The sequence below is a fragment of the Gemmobacter sp. genome, from assembly GCF_016792925.1.
GTDB lineage: Bacteria > Pseudomonadota > Alphaproteobacteria > Rhodobacterales > Rhodobacteraceae > Gemmobacter.
In genome coordinates this window covers 1-15,511 of record NZ_JAEULU010000274.1, presented here as the reverse complement: position 1 = coordinate 15,511, position 15,511 = coordinate 1, and the positions used below count along the sequence as shown (strand labels likewise).

Annotated in this window: 14 protein-coding genes; 4 read left to right on the top strand and 10 right to left on the bottom strand. The window is 66.2% G+C overall.

Going from position 1 to position 15,511, the window contains the following annotated elements; translation table 11 throughout:
* Positions 1 to 97 precede the first annotated feature (97 nt).
* Positions 98 to 1,381, top strand: a complete 1,284-nt coding sequence (locus JNN06_RS13055; RefSeq protein ID WP_291240029.1) for an anti-phage deoxyguanosine triphosphatase — start codon at positions 98 to 100, stop codon at positions 1,379 to 1,381.
* On the opposite strand, the gene guaD is transcribed toward JNN06_RS13055, so the two are convergent.
* Entirely contained in the window at positions 1,378 to 2,652 is a 1,275-nt protein-coding gene (guaD, locus tag JNN06_RS13050) for a guanine deaminase (RefSeq protein WP_291240028.1), read from the bottom strand. The two genes, JNN06_RS13055 and guaD, sit on opposite strands and share 4 nt — an antisense overlap.
* 125 nt (positions 2,653 to 2,777) lie before the next feature.
* On the opposite strand from guaD, the gene mgtE reads away from it, so the two are divergent.
* Both mgtE and JNN06_RS13040 read left to right on the top strand, forming a co-directional pair.
* The gene (gene mgtE, locus JNN06_RS13045) at positions 2,778 to 4,151 is read left to right on the top strand and encodes a magnesium transporter (RefSeq protein ID WP_291240027.1); all 1,374 of its coding nucleotides are present in this window, start codon (positions 2,778 to 2,780) and stop codon (positions 4,149 to 4,151) included.
* Positions 4,148 to 4,699 carry a 5-formyltetrahydrofolate cyclo-ligase gene (locus JNN06_RS13040; RefSeq protein WP_291240026.1) on the top strand — a complete coding sequence of 184 codons (552 nt, stop codon included), beginning with the start codon at positions 4,148 to 4,150 and terminating at the stop codon, positions 4,697 to 4,699. The genes mgtE and JNN06_RS13040 overlap by 4 nt, the downstream gene beginning before the upstream one ends.
* 106 nt (positions 4,700 to 4,805) lie before the next feature.
* Here JNN06_RS13040 and JNN06_RS13035 read toward each other — a convergent pair whose 3' ends face one another.
* The 4 genes from JNN06_RS13035 to JNN06_RS13020 form a co-directional block, all read right to left on the bottom strand.
* Complete coding sequence (locus tag JNN06_RS13035) at positions 4,806 to 5,123, bottom strand: ribonuclease E inhibitor RraB (RefSeq protein WP_291240025.1); 318 nt, start codon at positions 5,121 to 5,123, stop codon at positions 4,806 to 4,808.
* A 57-nt stretch (positions 5,124 to 5,180) separates the two neighbouring features.
* A complete protein-coding gene (locus JNN06_RS13030) occupies positions 5,181 to 6,524 on the bottom strand; it encodes an 8-oxoguanine deaminase (protein ID WP_291240024.1) in 1,344 nt (447 codons plus the stop codon).
* 204 nt (positions 6,525 to 6,728) lie between these two features.
* Complete coding sequence (hisN, locus tag JNN06_RS13025; RefSeq protein ID WP_291240023.1) at positions 6,729 to 7,535, bottom strand: histidinol-phosphatase; 807 nt, start codon at positions 7,533 to 7,535, stop codon at positions 6,729 to 6,731.
* 217 nt (positions 7,536 to 7,752) lie between these two features.
* Positions 7,753 to 8,115 carry a helix-turn-helix transcriptional regulator gene (locus JNN06_RS13020; protein ID WP_291240022.1) on the bottom strand — a complete coding sequence of 121 codons (363 nt, stop codon included), beginning with the start codon at positions 8,113 to 8,115 and terminating at the stop codon, positions 7,753 to 7,755.
* A gap of 370 nt (positions 8,116 to 8,485) precedes the next feature.
* Between JNN06_RS13020 and JNN06_RS13015 the strand changes: the two genes are divergently transcribed.
* Positions 8,486 to 9,397 (top strand): NADPH:quinone oxidoreductase family protein, encoded by a 912-nt coding sequence (locus JNN06_RS13015; protein ID WP_291240030.1) that lies wholly within the window; start codon positions 8,486 to 8,488, stop codon positions 9,395 to 9,397.
* A 167-nt stretch (positions 9,398 to 9,564) separates the two neighbouring features.
* On the opposite strand, the gene JNN06_RS13010 is transcribed toward JNN06_RS13015, so the two are convergent.
* The 5 genes from JNN06_RS13010 to JNN06_RS12990 form a co-directional block, all read right to left on the bottom strand.
* Positions 9,565 to 10,545 carry a Gfo/Idh/MocA family oxidoreductase gene (locus tag JNN06_RS13010; RefSeq protein ID WP_291240021.1) on the bottom strand — a complete coding sequence of 327 codons (981 nt, stop codon included), beginning with the start codon at positions 10,543 to 10,545 and terminating at the stop codon, positions 9,565 to 9,567.
* 79 nt (positions 10,546 to 10,624) lie between these two features.
* Positions 10,625 to 12,754, bottom strand: coding sequence for a methylmalonyl-CoA mutase (scpA, locus tag JNN06_RS13005; protein WP_291240020.1), 2,130 nt, complete (start codon positions 12,752 to 12,754; stop codon positions 10,625 to 10,627).
* A gap of 93 nt (positions 12,755 to 12,847) precedes the next feature.
* A complete protein-coding gene (locus JNN06_RS13000; RefSeq protein ID WP_291240019.1) occupies positions 12,848 to 14,851 on the bottom strand; it encodes an acetyl/propionyl/methylcrotonyl-CoA carboxylase subunit alpha in 2,004 nt (667 codons plus the stop codon).
* A 147-nt stretch (positions 14,852 to 14,998) separates the two neighbouring features.
* On the bottom strand, positions 14,999 to 15,277 hold the full coding sequence (locus JNN06_RS12995; protein ID WP_291240018.1) for a hypothetical protein: 279 nt from the start codon (positions 15,275 to 15,277) through the stop codon (positions 14,999 to 15,001).
* A 22-nt stretch (positions 15,278 to 15,299) separates the two neighbouring features.
* Positions 15,300 to 15,511, bottom strand: a 212-nt coding sequence (locus tag JNN06_RS12990; RefSeq protein WP_291240017.1) for a hypothetical protein, incomplete at its 5' end; no start/stop codon positions are given.

The window sequence follows — 15,511 nt, the reverse complement described above, 5'->3', positions numbered from 1 at the left end:
AGGCTGCCTGCGCGCCTTTGCCCCTGTAGCAGGGGGGCTGTCTGCCCCCCACGGCCCTGCGGGCCTCCCCCGAGGATATTTTTGAGACAGAAAAAGCATGACTGGTGAGTGGGATGCGCGGCGGGATGCAGGCGGCACGGGGCGCGGCGCGGATGCGCGCGGGCCGTCCGAGGTGGATTATGCGCGGGTGATCCACTCCGCCTCGTTCCGGCGCTTGCAGGGCAAGACCCAGATCCTGTCGATTGGCGAGGGCGATTTCTACCGCACCCGGCTGACGCATTCGCTGGAGGTGGCGCAGATCGCGGGCGGGCTGGTGGCCGAGCTGCGCGGCAAAAGCGACGCCCCCCTGCCCGATCACGCCCGCATCCATGCCATCGCCTGTGCGCATGATCTGGGCCATCCGCCCTTCGGCCATGGCGGCGAGGTGGCGCTGAACTGGTGCCTGCGCGATGCGGGCGGCTTCGAGGGCAATGGCCAGACCCTGCGCCTTCTGGCGCGACTGGAGAGCTTCTCGCCGCAAGATGGCGCCAATCTGACCCGGCGCAGCCTGCTGGGCGTGCTGAAATACCCCGCTGCCCTGCCCGATCTGGCCAATCCGGCAATGCGCCCGGCGCTGGTGGGGGCCGAGATGCTGCGGATGATCGACGCGACCGCCTCTGCCCCGCCCAAAGGCTATCTCGCCTCCGAGGCCGGGGTGGTGGATTGGGTGCTGGCGCCCCTGTCACCCGAGGATCGCGCCGGTTTTGTCGAGGCGCAGCCCCGCCCCGGCCAGCACGCGAAAACCCGGCACAAATCGCTGGATTGCAGCCTGATGGATCTGGCCGATGACATTGCCTATGGCGTGCATGATCTGGAGGATGCCGTGGCGCTTGGTCTGGTGACCGAGGCGCAGCTGCGCGCAGCCTTGCCGCCAGAAGTTTGCGATGGCTTTGCCCCCGGCCTTGATGCCCTGATCGCCGGGCTGTTTGGCGATGCGGTGGCGCGCAAGGCGATGATCGGGCGGCTGGTCGGGCATTTCATCACCGCCGTGTGCCTGCGCCCGGTGCCGCGCTTCGCCCATCCGCTGCTGGCCTGGCGCGCCGCCCTGCCCGAGGATCACTGCCGCCTTCTTGAGGCGCTGAAGGGCTTTGTGATGGATCATGTGATCCGCAGCCCTGCCGTGCAGCAGCTGGAGGTGAAGGGGCAAACCATGGTCGCCGCCGTCTATGAGGCGCTCTCCAGCGCGCCCGACCGCCTGCTGCCGCGCGAGGTGCTGGCCCGACTGGCGCAAGACCCGCGCGCCATTGCCGATCATGTGGCGAGCCTCACCGATGCAGGCCTCTTGCGGCTGTATGAGCGGCTGTTCGCGCCGCGCATGGGCTCGGTCTTTGATCGGGTCTAGCCGGGGGTGCCACCGATCCAGACCGCGCGGATCGCCCGGTCATCGCCCATCATGATGGTCGGAAACAGCGCCTGCCACAGGGTTTCGGCCCGGGCGCTGGCCTGCGCGATGGCGGGGGTGGAGGCCAGATCGACCACCACCAGATCGGCCTCCATCCCCGGCGCGATATTGCCGATCAGGTGATCGGCATGCAGGCTGCGAGCGCTGCCTTGCGTGGCCAGCCACCACAGTTCCGCCGGATGCAGCGGGCGCCCGCGCAGCTGGCCCACCTCATAGGCCGCCGCCATGGTGCGCAGCATCGAGAAGGACGAGCCGCCCCCGGTATCGGTCGCAAGGCCAATGCGATGCCCCGCCGCCTTCAACCCGCCCATATCAAACAGCCCCGACCCAATGAAGGTGTTGGAGGTCGGGCAATGGATCAGGCTGCCATCCACCTCGCGCAGCCGGTCTTTCTCGCGCGGTTCCAGATGGATGGCGTGGCCGTAAAGCCCGCCCTTGCCCAAAAGGCCAAAGGCCTCATAAGTATCGAGATAGTCCCGCGCCTGCGGGAACAGCCCCTTCACCCAGGCGATTTCATCGACCTGCTCGCTCAGATGCGTCTGCATCAGGCAAGACGGGTTGGCGGCCCAAAGCGCCCCCATCGCCTCCAGCTGCGCGGGCGTGGAGGTGGGCGAAAAGCGTGGCGTGATCACATAGGACAACCGCCCCACCCCATGCCATTTCGCCAGCAGCGCCGCGCTGTCATCATAGGCCGATTGCGCCGTGTCGCGCAGACCCTCGGGGGCGTTGCGGTCCATGCAGGTCTTGCCGGTCCAGATCCGCTGGCCCCGCGCCTGCGCCTCCGCCATCAGCGCCTCGACCGAGGCCGGGTGAATGGTGGCATAGCTGCAAACCGAGGTGGTGCCATGCGCCCGCGTCAGATCCAGATAGCGCGCCGCCACAGCTTCGGCATAGGCCGGATCGGCAAAGCGCATCTCCTCGGGGAATGTATAGCTGTTCAGCCAATCAATCAGCCGCTTGCCCCAGCTCGCGATGATCGCGGTTTGCGGGTAATGCACATGAGCATCGACGAAACCGGCTGAAATCACGCAAGCGCCGTAATCGGTGACGCGCGCGCCGGGATGAGCCCGCCGCAGGGCCTCGGCCCCCCCGACTGCCACGATGCGGCCCGCCTCCAGCACCACCGCCTCGTCCAGCCGCGCCGCACCCTCGCCCGCCTCGAACGGATCGGCGGTGAAAGACAGCACCCGGCCCAACAGCAGATCGCTCATCGGCATTTCCCTTTTCGCATCCCTCATCAGCCTACAGCCTTGCATGCCATCCGTAAATTTCCTGCTGCACCCTGTTTCTTTGAAACTGCTTCGCATAAGGTCGGCGCAATCAATCCGGGGGCGCGATGATCGAACAGCAGGCAGCGATGGACGAGGAAGAGGCGCTGGACCCGCGCCGCGTCAGCGCGATTCTCGAAGCGGTCGAGGCGGGCGATGGCCTGCGCCTGCGCGCGCTGGTCGAACCGCTGCATGCCGCCGACATCGCCGACCTTCTGGAACAGATCGGCCCGGCTGACCGGCGTGATTTCTTGGCGCTTTACGCCGCCGAGATCGACGGCGACATCCTGTCGGAAATCGACGAATCGATCCGCGAGGAGGTCATCGAGGCCCTGCCGCAAGACGTGGTGGCCGAGGCCATGCGCGAGCTGGACACCGATGACGTGGTGGACATCCTCGAAGACCTCGAAGCGCCGCAGCAGGAGAAAATCCTTGAGGCGCTGGAGGTTGCCGACCGCGTGGCGGTGGAACAGGCCCTCGCTTATCCCGAATATTCCGCCGGGCGCCTGATGCAGCGCGAAGTGGTGGTGGCCCCCGAACACTGGACCGTGGGCGAAGCCATCGACTTTCTGCGCGAGGCTGACCACCTGCCGGACCAGTTCTATCATGTGATCCTGATTGATCCGCGCATGCGGCCCAAGGGCTATGTCACGCTGGGGCGGCTCCTGTCCTCCCGCCGCGCGGTGGCGCTGCGCGAGATCGTGGAGGACAGCTTCCGCACCATCGAGGCCACGGATGAGGAATCCGATGTGGCCTATATCTTCAACCAGTATCACCTGATTTCCTGCCCGGTGGTGGATGTGAACGGGCGGCTGGTCGGCGTCATCACCATCGACGACGCGATGAATGTGCTGGACGAGGAACACGAGGAAGACATGCTGCGCCTGGCGGGCGTGGGCGATGAAAGCTCGATTTCCGATGGGGTGCTGGCGACGGTGCGCAGCCGCATCCCCTGGCTGATGGTCAATCTGGTCACCGCCAATCTCGCCGCTTTCGTGATCTCGATGTTCGAGGGCACGATTTCCGCGCTGGTGGCGCTGGCGGCGCTGATGCCCATCGTGGCCTCGATGGGCGGCAATGCGGGCACGCAATCGCTCACCGTGGCGGTGCGGGCGCTGGCGACGCGCGACCTGACGGCGCAAAACGCCCTGCGCGTAGTGCGGCGCGAGGCCGGGGTGGGGCTGATCAACGGCCTGACCTTCGCGATGATCATGGGCGCCGTGGGCTGGAGCCTCTTTGGCCTGCCGCTGCTGGGGCTGGTGCTGGGGGCGGCGCTGGTGGTCAATCTGCTGATCGCGGCGCTGGCGGGCGTGATTGTGCCGCTTCTGCTCGACCGCGCGGGGTTTGATCCGGCATTGTCCTCGGGCACCTTCGTCACCACCATGACGGATGTGTTCGGATTCTTTGCCTTTCTGGGCCTTGCCACCGTGGTGCTGCTATGACGACCATTTCCGAGCTGAAGGCCGAGGCGCGCAAGACCGCCTTCGCCGCGCGCAAACAGGCCTTTGCCGCCGGGCAAGGCCAGGCCGCCGCGCTGCTGGCCGATCTGCTGGCCGAATATGGCGCCAAACCGCTGGCGGGCTATATGGCCATGCGCACCGAGATCGACCCCAGCGAGGCCATGGCCGCCCATCAAGGCCCGGTCGGCGTGCCGGTGATCATGGGCGCGGGCCAGCCGCTGAAATTTCGCGCATGGACGCCCGGCTGCGCCCTGATCGAGGGCGAGTTCGGCGCGAAAATCCCGGCGGAAGGCGCGTGGATCGAGCCGGAGATCCTCATCGTGCCGATGGTCGCCTGGGATCGCCGGGGCTTTCGCCTTGGCTATGGCGGCGGGTTCTATGACCGCACGCTGGAAGGCCTGCGCGCCAAACGTCCGACGATTGCGATAGGCTTTGCCTTCGCCGCGCAGGAATTGCCCGAGGTGCCGGTGGAACCCGTGGATCAGCCGCTGGACGCGCTGGTGACGGAAACTGGTGTGATCCGGTTCTGACAGCGCTTCGGAGACGTGGCAGGGGGGCTGTCTGCCCCCCACGCTTCCCTGCGGGAAGCTCCCCCCGAGGATATTTTTGAACAGAAAATGAGGGGGCGCCCCCCCCTTATTCCTCGATCAGGCCCCAGCCATCCGGGGTGAAATCGAATTTCAGCGCGATTTCGGTGGCGATCTTTTCATGCTGCCAGATCACGGCAGCGCTGATTTTCAGCGGGCCGATCTCGGCATCCAGCAGCTCGTCCTCATCATCGCGCGTCACGCGAAAGCCGCGCGCCTCCAGCGCCTTTTGCACGGCCTCCCATTTCGGCTCCACATCTTCGGGGTAGAACTGATAGGTCACCACCGCCACCTCGGGGGCGTCCTTGGCGAAAGCCTCGAAGCTTTCAAAGGTTTCGGCTTGCTGGGCTATGTAATCGTGGCTCATCGCGGCCTCCTGATGCTTTCCCCCGTCATGCCTCAGCCGCGCGGCGGTGACAACTGCTCAGAGCCCCGCGAGCCACCGCGCCATCGCCTGTTGCCGCGCGATGACGGCGGGCAGATCGAGCGTCACCACATGGCCGTCGCGCACCACCGGGCGCCCCTCCACGATCAGGTCGCGCACCCGCGTGGGGCCGCAAAGCATCAGGGCCGCCACCGGATCCCATGCGCCGGCCGCCTCGATCCCGCGCATGTCCCAGATCGCCAGATCGGCGCGTTTGCCGGGGGCGAGGCTGCCGCAATCTGGCCGCCCCAGCACCTGCGCCCCGCCCAAGGTGGCGATCTCCAGCGCCTCGCGCGCGCTCATCGCATCGGCGCCCCGTGCAACCCGCTGCAACAGCATGGCCTGCCGCGCCTCGCCCACCAGATTGCCCGCATCATTGCTGGCCGAGCCATCGACACCCAGCCCCACCTTCACCCCGGCATCGCGCATCGCCCGCAGCGGCGCGATGCCGCTGCCCAGCCGGCAGTTGGAACAGGGGCAATGCGCCACGCCCGTGCGCGAGCGGGCAAAGAGGCCGATCTCCTGCGCGTCCAGTTTCACGCAATGGGCATGCCAGACATCTTCGCCCACCCAGCCCAGATCCTCGGCATATTGGCCGGGGCGGCAGCCGAACTGCGCCAGCGAATAGGCCACATCCTCGTCATTCTCGGCCAGATGGGTGTGCAGCATCACGCCCTTGTCGCGCGCAAGCAGCGCCGCATCGCGCATCAGATCGCGGCTGACCGAGAAGGGCGAACAGGGCGCCAGCCCCACCCGCACCATGGCGCCTTCCGCCGGATCATGGAAGGCATCGACCACCCGGATCATATCCTCCAGAATCGCCGCCTCGCGCTCCACCAGCGCATCGGGCGGCAGACCGCCCGCGCTTTCGCCAATGCTCATGGCGCCTCGCGTCGGGTGAAAGCGCAATCCGATCTCGGCGGCGGCATGGATCGTATCCTCCAGCCGCGCGCCATTGGGATACATGTAAAGGTGATCGGAGGTCAGGGTGCAGCCTGACAGCGCCAGCTCGGCCAAGCCCACCTGCGCCGAGGTGAAGATCTCCTCCGGCCCGAAGCGCGCCCAGATCGGATAGAGGGTTTTCAGCCAGCCAAACAGCAGCGCATCCTGCCCGCCCGGCACCGCGCGGGTCAGGGTCTGGTAAAGGTGATGATGGGTGTTCACAAGGCCCGGCGTGACGACACAGCCCGCCGCCTCGATCACCGTGCCGCGCGTCGTCAGCCCCTGCCCCACTGCCGCAATCACCCCGCCGCGGATCAGCACATCGCCGCCCGCGATCTCGGCCCGCTGGCCATCCATGGTGACCACGACATCCGCCTTGCGGATCAGGATTTCAGAATTCATGCGCGAGTCCCCCGTTGCGACAACGCCCCTTCGGTGAAATCTCACGGACGCGCGACAGAAGGGGGAAGGACTCGCCGCGTCGAGGGGAACAGTAGCGCAACAGGCCCGGACGACCAAGCCCCGAACTGTCGCAAATAAGACGGAATTTATATCAGGTTGAACGCAACCTGTCCTTCAACCTGATCCAAATATCCAAATCCAACCTCAGCCCCGCAGGGCGACCATGGCCGCCTGATGCACCTCGGCGTGGCTGGCCGCCAGCACCCGCCCGCCCTGATGCGCCGGTGCGCCCGCCCAATCGGTGACGACGCCGCCCGCCGCCTCGATCACAGCGATGGGGGCCTGCACGTCATAGGCCTGCAAACCCGCCTCGACCACAAGGTCGATATGCCCCGCCGCCAGCAAGGCATAGGCGTAGCAATCGGTGCCATAGCGGGTCAGGCGGCACTGCTGCGCCAGCCGGTGAAAGGCCTCGCCCTCGGCGGCGCTGCCCACTTCGGGGAAGGTGGTCATGATGATGCATTCGGCCAGCGGGCGTGCCGGGCGGGTGCGCAAGGGGCGCGCCCAATGCGGCCCCTGCATCGCGGCGCGGCCAAAGCCGCCCTCGAAGCGCTCGCCGATATAGGGTTGGTCGATCAGCCCATAGACCGGCCCCGCCGCATCCGCGACCGAGATCAGCACGCCCCAGGTCGGCGTGCCGCACAGGTAAGAGCGCGTGCCGTCGATCGGGTCCAGCACCCAGGTCAGGCCCGAGCTGCCCGCGCTGGCGCCCATTTCCTCGCCCAGGATGCCGTCTTGCGGGCGGCGCTCGGCCAGGATGGCGCGCATCGCGGCCTCTGACGCGCGATCCGCCACCGTCACCGGATCAAAGCGCGCATCCTCCTTGCTGTCCGCCGTCAGATCGGCCTGCCGGAAATGCGCCAGCGTCGCGCCCCGCGCGGCATCGGCCAGCGCATGCGCCACCGCGATCAACTCGGCCCGCTCGGTTTCGCTGAGGTTCTGTCTGGTCATGGCGGCGCTCCCTTGATGCGGCCCCTCCGGGCTAAACGCCCCCTGCCCGCCGGTCAAGCCTGCGCCGCGCATGACAAAAGCCGCCGGAGCAGATCCGGCGGCCTCTCGGCAGGTCAGGCCCTCAGCTGGTTTCCAGCAGCCGCAACCGGTTGCCCCCAGGGCCCGGGGCAACGGCGGCAGTGCCGGTCAAGGCCGCTCCGGGGGCGGCCCCCGCTGTTCAGGCGGCGTCGCTCAGCACGCGGGCCAGATCGAACAGGCGGCGGCGCTGCGCTTCGGGAATGGCATAGTAAGACCGCACCAGCTCCAGCGCTTCCTTGTCAGCGAGGATGTCCCCCTCCACCGGGCTCGGCGCCTCGCGGGCCTCGTCGATCCCTTCAAAGAAGAAACCGATATTCACCCCCAGCGTATCCGCAATATCCCAAAGCCGCGAAGCCGAGACGCGGTTCATGCCGGTCTCGTATTTCTGGATCTGCTGGAATTTGATGCCCACACGATCGGCCAGCTGTTGTTGCGTCATGCCCACCATCCAGCGGCGGTGACGAATCCGTTTGCCCACATGCGCATCCACGGGGTGCTTCATTTCGGTACTCCCTCTCGAACTGGCCCGGTGCCCCGGGCGCGGCCTACGCAGCCTATAGATGTAAGGCTAGGCCGAGTTTCTCCTGTTTTCCACGTCTAGTTTGATCACAAAACCTGTCTTTTTGGACAGGCTTGCTATACGCAAGTGCAACAAGCGGATTTTGCAGGGTTTTTCCCAGAGCTACCGGGAATTTTTGCAAAGTTTTCACCGCTTTGCCACAGCACGGTTACACAGATACGCCCTTGCTTGGCACCGCTTGGGGGCTGGACAAGAGAATCACCGCCGGTAATCTCGCCCCGTCCAACAGCAGGAGACCAGAGTGAAGGCCTATCAGATTTCCGGTCCCGGCGCCACGCCTGCCTTTGCCCCGATGCCGCGACCGGCGTTGAAAGCGGGGGAAATCCGCATCCGCACCCGCGCCTGCGGGTTGAATTTCGCCGATCTGCTGATGATTGAGGGCAAGTATCAGGATACGCCGCAAACGCCCTTCACCCTCGGCATGGAGGTGGCGGGCGAGGTGCTGGAGATCGGGCCCGGCGTGACGGGCTTCGCCCCCGGCGACCGGGTTGCAGGCTTTCCCGGCCAGGGCGGCCTCGCGCCCGAGGTCTGCGTGGCGGCGAGCCGCTGCCTGCCCTTGCCCGCCAACATGGCGTATGACACCGCCGCCGCCTTTCAGGTCGCCTATGGCACCTCGCATCTGGCGCTGGATCACAAGGCGCGGCTGCAACCGGGCGAGACGCTCTTCGTCACCGGCGCCGCCGGGGGGGTTGGCCTGACGGCGGTGGAGATCGGCAAACGCATGGGCGCCCGCATCATCGCCTCGGCGCGCGGCGCGGACAAGCTGGAAATCGCCCGCGCCGCCGGGGCCGACCACCTGATCGACAGCGACAGCCCCGACCTGCGCGGTCAACTCAAGGCGCTTGGCGGCATCGACGTGATGTATGACAGCGTCGGCGGCCCCGGCTTCCTGGAAGCCCTGCGCGCCACCCGCCCCGAAGGCCGCCTGCTCGCCATCGGCTTTGCCGGGGGCGAGGTGCCGCAAGTGCCCGCCAACCTGCTGCTGGTGAAAAACCTCTCGGTGATGGGCCTTTATTGGGGCGGCTACCTCGCCTTCCGCCCCGAGGTGCTGACCGCCAGCCTGCAAACCCTCGCCGCCTGGATCGCCGAAGGCCACCTGCGCCCCCATATCGGCGCGCGCTTCCCCCTCGACCGCGCCGCAGAGGCGCTGGAGATGCTGCGCGCCCGCAAATCCACCGGCAAGATCGTGGTCACTGTGGATTAAGACAGGGGGCGCTCGCGCCCCCTCGGGCCTGCGGCCCTCACCCCCTGAGGATATTTTTGAACAGATGAATTGAGGCGCTGCCCCTGAGGCTTTCATCTGTTCAAAAATATCCTCGGGGGGAGCCTCCCGCAGGGAGGCGTGGGGGGCAGACAGCCCCCCGGCGACGGTCAGATCTCGGTGCCGACGGCGAAAACCTGATCCATCATCGCTTGCGTGCCCTTGGAGAACTCCAGCGGGCAGACCCACGCCGCGCCCGCCTCCACGCTGCGGGTGAAGGCCTCCACTTGCAGCACATATTGGTTCACGCCGGGCCAGCGGAACAGCTCCGACACCGCGCCCGCCCGGTGCAGCTCCAGCTGTGCCTCGCCGAACAGGCCGGCATTGAACGGGGCCGTCAGCCGGATGAGCCCGGCCTCGCCCTGAAACACCACCTCTTGCCGGGGAAAGAGCCGCATCGAGGTGATGGCGGAATAGGTGAAGCGCCCCGCCGCGCCCGCCATTTCGCCCGTTACCTGCGCGAAAGTGTCCACGCCGTTTTCGCGTTTCAGCCGCGCTTGCAGCGCCACAGGCTCGGCCCCGGTGGCAAAGCGCACCGAGCCATAGGTATAGACGCCAATATCCCGGATGCCGCCGCCGCCGGTTTCGGGGCGGTTGCGGATATTGCCCGGCTCCGTGCGGTTGTCATAGCTGAAGGCGGTATCCACATGCTCCACCCGGCCAATCGCGCCGCCCGCGATCAGATCGCGCGCCTTTTGCCATTGCGGGTGATGGGTGATCATATAGGCTTCGGAGACCAGCAACCCGCTCGCATCGCGCGCCGCGATCAGCGCGTCGAATTCCGCCGCCTGCATCGCCATCGGCTTTTCGCACAGCACATGCTTGCCCGCTGCAATCGCCTTCAGCGCCCATTCCACATGCAGATGATTGGGCAGCGGCAGATAGACCGCATCGACGCCCGCATCGGCCAGCAGCGCCTCATAGCTGTCATGCAGGCGCAGGCCCGGCGCAAAGGCCTGAAAACCAGCGGCTTTTGACGCATCCGAGGTCGCCAGCGCCACCAGCTCCGCCCCCTTGGCGGCGTGGATGGCCGGGGCCATATGTTCCCGCGCGAATTTCGCCGCCCCCAGAATGCCCCATCGTAATGCCATGCCCGCCTCCCCTGTTGCGGCGCCAGACTAGCGGGCGGCCGCACAGGGAACAAGCGGGCATGGTGGCGCTAACGGTGGCTTATCCCCGCGCCGCGCGGATCAGTTTCAGGATGTCGCGCGCCGCATTGGGGATATTGGTGCCGGGGCCAAAAATCGCCTTCACCCCGTTGCGATAGAGGAAATCGTAATCCTGCTGCGGAATCACCCCGCCGCAGATCACCAGAATATCCCCGGCCCCGGCAGCGCTCAGCGCCTCGACCAGCTTGGGGGCCAGGGTCTTGTGCCCCGCCGCCTGGCTGGAGATGCCGATCACATGCACATCATTGTCGATGGCATCCTGCGCGGCTTCCTCGGGCGTCTGGAACAGCGGCCCCACATCCACGTCAAAGCCGATATCGGCAAAGGCGGTGGCGATGACCTTGGCGCCCCGGTCATGGCCGTCCTGCCCCATCTTCACCACCAGCATGCGCGGGCGGCGGCCCTCCTCTGCCGCGAAATCCTCCACATCCTGCTGGATCTGCGCAAAGCCGTCATCGCCCTCATAGGCGGCACCATAAACCCCTGCCAAAGTTTTCACCTCCGCCCGGTGACGCCCGAAGACCTTCTCCATCGCGTCGCTGATCTCGCCCACCGAGGCCCGCGCCCGCGAGGCCTCCACCGCCGCTTCCAGCAGATTGCCGCCCTCCGCCGCGCGGCGGCTGACCTCGGCCAAGGCCGCCTGACAGGCCGCCTCGTCGCGGGTGGCGCGCATGGTGTTCAGCCGGGCGATCTGGCTTTCACGCACCGCCACATTGTCGATATCCAGAATGTCGATCGGGTCTTCCTTGGCGAGGCGATACTTGTTCACCCCGACAATCACCTCCTCGCCCCGGTCGATCATCGCCTGCCGCCGCGCCGCCGATTCCTCGATGCGCAGCTTGGGCATGCCCGAGGCCACGGCCTTGGTCATGCCGCCCATGGCCTCGACCTCCTCGATCAGCGCCCAGGCCTTTTCGGCCAGTTCCGCGGTCAGGCTTTCGACATAGTAAGAGCCCGCCAGCGGATCGACCACCTTGGTCACCCCGGTTTCCTCTTGCAGGATCAGCTGCGTGTTGCGCGCGATGCGGGCCGAAAACTCGGTGGGCAGCGCAATCGCCTCATCGAGCGCATTGGTATGCAGCGATTGCGTGCCGCCTAGCGCCGCCGCCATCGCCTCATAGGCGGTGCGCACCACGTTGTTATAGGGGTCTTGCTCTTGCAAGGACACGCCCGAGGTCTGGCAATGGGTGCGCAGCATCAGGCTGCCGGGTTTCTTCGGGGCAAATTCGCTCATGATGCGGTGCCACAAGAGACGCGCCGCGCGCAGCTTCGCCGCCTCCATGAAGAAATTCATCCCGATGGCAAAGAAGAACGACAGGCGACCGGCGAAGTCATCCACATTCATGCCGCGCGCAATGGCCGCGCGCACATATTCGCGCCCGTCGGCCAGCGTATAGGCCAGCTCCTGCACCAGGTTCGCACCCGCCTCCTGCATGTGATAACCGGAGATCGAGATGGAGTTGAACTTGGGCATCTCCTTGGCGGTGTATTCGATGATGTCGGCGATGATCCGCATCGAGGGTTCGGGTGGGTAGACGTAAGTATTCCGCACCATGAACTCTTTCAGAATGTCATTCTGAATGGTGCCCGACAGCTCGGCGCGCGGCACGCCCTGTTCCTCGCCGGTGACGATGAAATTGGCGAGGATCGGGATCACGGCGCCATTCATCGTCATCGACACGCTGATCTTTTCCAGCGGAATGCCGTCGAACAGGATCTTCATGTCCTCGACCGAGTCGATGGCCACGCCCGCCTTGCCCACATCGCCCACCACGCGCGGATGGTCGCTGTCATAGCCGCGATGCGTCGCCAGATCGAAGGCCACCGAGACGCCCTGCTGCCCCGCAGCCAGCGCCTTGCGGTAAAAGGCGTTCGAGGCCTCGGCGGTGGAAAACCCCGCATATTGCCGGATCGTCCAGGGGCGCCCGGCATACATCGTGGCCCGCACGCCGCGCGTGAAGGGGCCAAGGCCGGGCAGGCTGCCCATATGCGGCAGAGCCGCCGTATCGGCCTCGGTGTAAAGCGGCTTGACGGCAATGCCTTCCAGCGTCTGCCAGGTCAGGCTGTCGGGGCTTTTGCCCTTCAGCTCTTTTTCGGCAAGCTTGCGCCAGGTGTCGATTTGGTCGGTCATGATGAGCCTATGTGCTGGCGGTCAGGCCGGGGGCGCTGCCCCCGGACCCCCGGGATATTTGGATCAGGTTGAATGAGGGCGGGGCAAAGCCCCTCACTCGAATTCCATGATGATATCGTCCACCTTCAGGCTGGCGCCCGCGCTGGCATTGATCTTCTTCACCACGCCGCGCTTTTCGGCCTTGAGGATGTTTTCCATCTTCATCGCCTCGACCGTGGCGAGGGCCTGGCCCTCCTGCACCTCGTCGCCTTCGGCCACGCTGATCTTCACCACCAGCCCCGGCATCGGGCACAAGAGGAAGCGCGAGGTGTCGGGCGGCAGTTTTTCCGGCATCAGCAGCGCCAGATCATGCTGGCGCGGGCTGCGCACATGCACCTTGAGATCGGCGCCGCGCAGCCGGATGCGGAAGCCCATCGGCACCTTGCCCACCTTCATCACCAGCGGGCGGCCATCGACATCCACCCGCGCCAGCTGGTCGCCCGGCGTCCAGTCGCTGCTGACCCGCAGCGCCTGCCCATCGGCGAAGGTCACCGTCGATCCCGCCTTGTCGGCGGCGATGGTCACCGGATAGGCCTGCCCCTGAAGGCTCACCACCCAGTCATCGCCCACCCGGCGTTCGTGATTGTCCATGGTGCCGGAAATCTTGGTGCGGCGGATCTCGGCCACCCGGTTCATCGCCGCCGTTGCCGCCACCACGCGGCGCAGCATGGCATCCTCAAGGCTCACCCCTTGGAAGCCCTCGGGATATTCCTCGGCGATGAAGGCGGTGGTGATATTGCCGCTGGCAAAGCGCGGGTGATCCATCACGGCCGAGCAGAACGGCAGGTTATGCCCGATCCCCTCCACCTCGAACGTGTCCAGCGCCAGCCGCATCTCCTCGATCGCGGCTTCGCGCGTCGGGCCCCAGCTGCACAGCTTGGCGATCATCGGGTCGTAATACATGCTGATCTCGCCGCCTTCAAAGACGCCGGTATCATTGCGCACGATGCCGCCGCGCGCCGTCGGGCCTTCCACCGGCGGGCGGTAGCGGGTCAGGCGGCCAATCGAGGGCAGGAAGTTGCGGTACGGGTCTTCGGCGTAAAGGCGGCTTTCCATCGCCCAGCCATTGATCTTCAGGTCGTCCTGCTGGAACGGCAGCGGCTCGCCATTCGCCACGCGGATCATCTGTTCCACCAGATCGACCCCGGTGATCAGCTCGGTCACCGGATGTTCCACCTGAAGCCGGGTGTTCATTTCGAGGAAATAGAAGTTCCGGCTGCCATCCACGATGAATTCCACCGTGCCCGCCGATGTATAGCCCACCGCCTTGGCCAGCGCGACCGCCTGTTCGCCCATGGCCTTGCGCGTCGCCGCATCCAGGAAGGGGCTGGGGGCCTCCTCGATCACCTTCTGGTTCCGGCGCTGGATCGAGCATTCGCGCTCGTGCAGATAGACCGCATTGCCATGCTTGTCGGCCAGAACCTGAATTTCGATATGGCGCGGCTGGGTCACGAATTTCTCGATGAAGATCCGGTCATCGCCAAAGCTGTTGGCGGCCTCGTTCTTCGAGGATTCAAAGCCCTCGCGCGCCTCCTGATCGTTCCAGGCGATCCGCATGCCCTTGCCGCCGCCCCCGGCGCTGGCCTTGATCATCACCGGATAGCCGATCTGGCCCGAGATTTTCACCGCCTCCTCCGCATCCGCGATCAGGCCCATATAGCCCGGCACGGTGTTCACCCCCGCCTCCATCGCGATCTTCTTGGAGGTGATCTTGTCCCCCATCGCCTCGATGGCGGGGCTGGGCGGGCCGACAAACACCACGCCCTCGGCCTCCAGCGCGGCGGCGAAGTTCATGTTTTCGCTGAGAAACCCATAGCCCGGATGCACAGCCTGCGCCCCGGTGGCGCGGATCGCCTCCATGATCTTGTCGATCACGATGTAAGACTGGTTCGCGGGCGGCGGCCCGATGTGATAGGCCTCATCGGCCATTTTCACATGCAGCGCGTTGCGGTCGGCATCCGAATAGACGGCGACCGTCTTGATGCCCATTTTCCGGGCGGTCTTGATCACGCGGCAGGCGATTTCGCCCCGGTTGGCAATCAGGATCTTGGTGAACATTCGGCTTCCTTCCCTCGAAACTTCCCCAGCCGCGCGCGGGCCTGCGCGCAGCAATGCAAAAGGCCAGCCGGGGGCGCACCCCGACTGGCCTTGAAAACGTGTTGTCCGGCCGCCGAAGCGGCAGCGCTCAGATCAGAACCAAGCGGCTCAGCGGCAGGCGGGCAGGCCCGGCACGCCGCAAGAGGCGCCCCCGGCCAGCGCGCCAAGCGCGGCACCGGCGACCATGTTCTCATCCGTGGCATCGGCAATGGCCGCGCCGACCACAGCGCCTGCAACGGCGCGCCCACCTTGGGTTTGCAGCGGGTTGGCGGCGGGCTGCTGATAGCCATAGCCCTGCTGCGCGCCGTAATAGGGCTGCTGGGCCGGCACGCAGGCGGCGGTGACAAGGGCGGCTGCCCCCAGGATGAGAAGGGATTGAATACGCATGCTCGGCCTCCGATGGCGTTTGTTATATAACGCCAGAATAGCCCAGCCGGTTCCGACAGGAAAACACGTTTCCGCGCGCGCAAGCGCCCGCTGGCGGCAGATCGCCGATGCGGCGCGGCGCCCATGGCGGCGGCAGGATCGCGGGAAAGACGCCCGGTCCACAAGGAACCGGGCGCAAGGTCAGGGGAAGGATCACATACGGGATGACGCGGCGCCACAGCGGCGCCCACGCAC

Excerpts from the sequence above, each read along its gene's own strand:
- JNN06_RS13055 (WP_291240029.1), top strand. The coding sequence starts at position 98 with ATGACTGGTGAGTGGGATGCGCGGCGGGATGCAGGCGGCACGGGGCGC.
- guaD (WP_291240028.1), bottom strand. The coding sequence starts at position 2,652 with ATGAGCGATCTGCTGTTGGGCCGGGTGCTGTCTTTCACCGCCGATCCG.
- mgtE (WP_291240027.1), top strand. The coding sequence starts at position 2,778 with ATGATCGAACAGCAGGCAGCGATGGACGAGGAAGAGGCGCTGGACCCG.
- JNN06_RS13040 (WP_291240026.1), top strand. The coding sequence starts at position 4,148 with ATGACGACCATTTCCGAGCTGAAGGCCGAGGCGCGCAAGACCGCCTTC.
- JNN06_RS13035 (WP_291240025.1), bottom strand. The coding sequence starts at position 5,123 with ATGAGCCACGATTACATAGCCCAGCAAGCCGAAACCTTTGAAAGCTTC.
- JNN06_RS13030 (WP_291240024.1), bottom strand. The coding sequence starts at position 6,524 with ATGAATTCTGAAATCCTGATCCGCAAGGCGGATGTCGTGGTCACCATG.
- hisN (WP_291240023.1), bottom strand. The coding sequence starts at position 7,535 with ATGACCAGACAGAACCTCAGCGAAACCGAGCGGGCCGAGTTGATCGCG.
- JNN06_RS13020 (WP_291240022.1), bottom strand. The coding sequence starts at position 8,115 with ATGAAGCACCCCGTGGATGCGCATGTGGGCAAACGGATTCGTCACCGC.
- JNN06_RS13015 (WP_291240030.1), top strand. The coding sequence starts at position 8,486 with ATGCCGCGACCGGCGTTGAAAGCGGGGGAAATCCGCATCCGCACCCGC.
- JNN06_RS13010 (WP_291240021.1), bottom strand. The coding sequence starts at position 10,545 with ATGGCATTACGATGGGGCATTCTGGGGGCGGCGAAATTCGCGCGGGAA.
- scpA (WP_291240020.1), bottom strand. The coding sequence starts at position 12,754 with ATGACCGACCAAATCGACACCTGGCGCAAGCTTGCCGAAAAAGAGCTG.
- JNN06_RS13000 (WP_291240019.1), bottom strand. The coding sequence starts at position 14,851 with ATGTTCACCAAGATCCTGATTGCCAACCGGGGCGAAATCGCCTGCCGC.
- JNN06_RS12995 (WP_291240018.1), bottom strand. The coding sequence starts at position 15,277 with ATGCGTATTCAATCCCTTCTCATCCTGGGGGCAGCCGCCCTTGTCACC.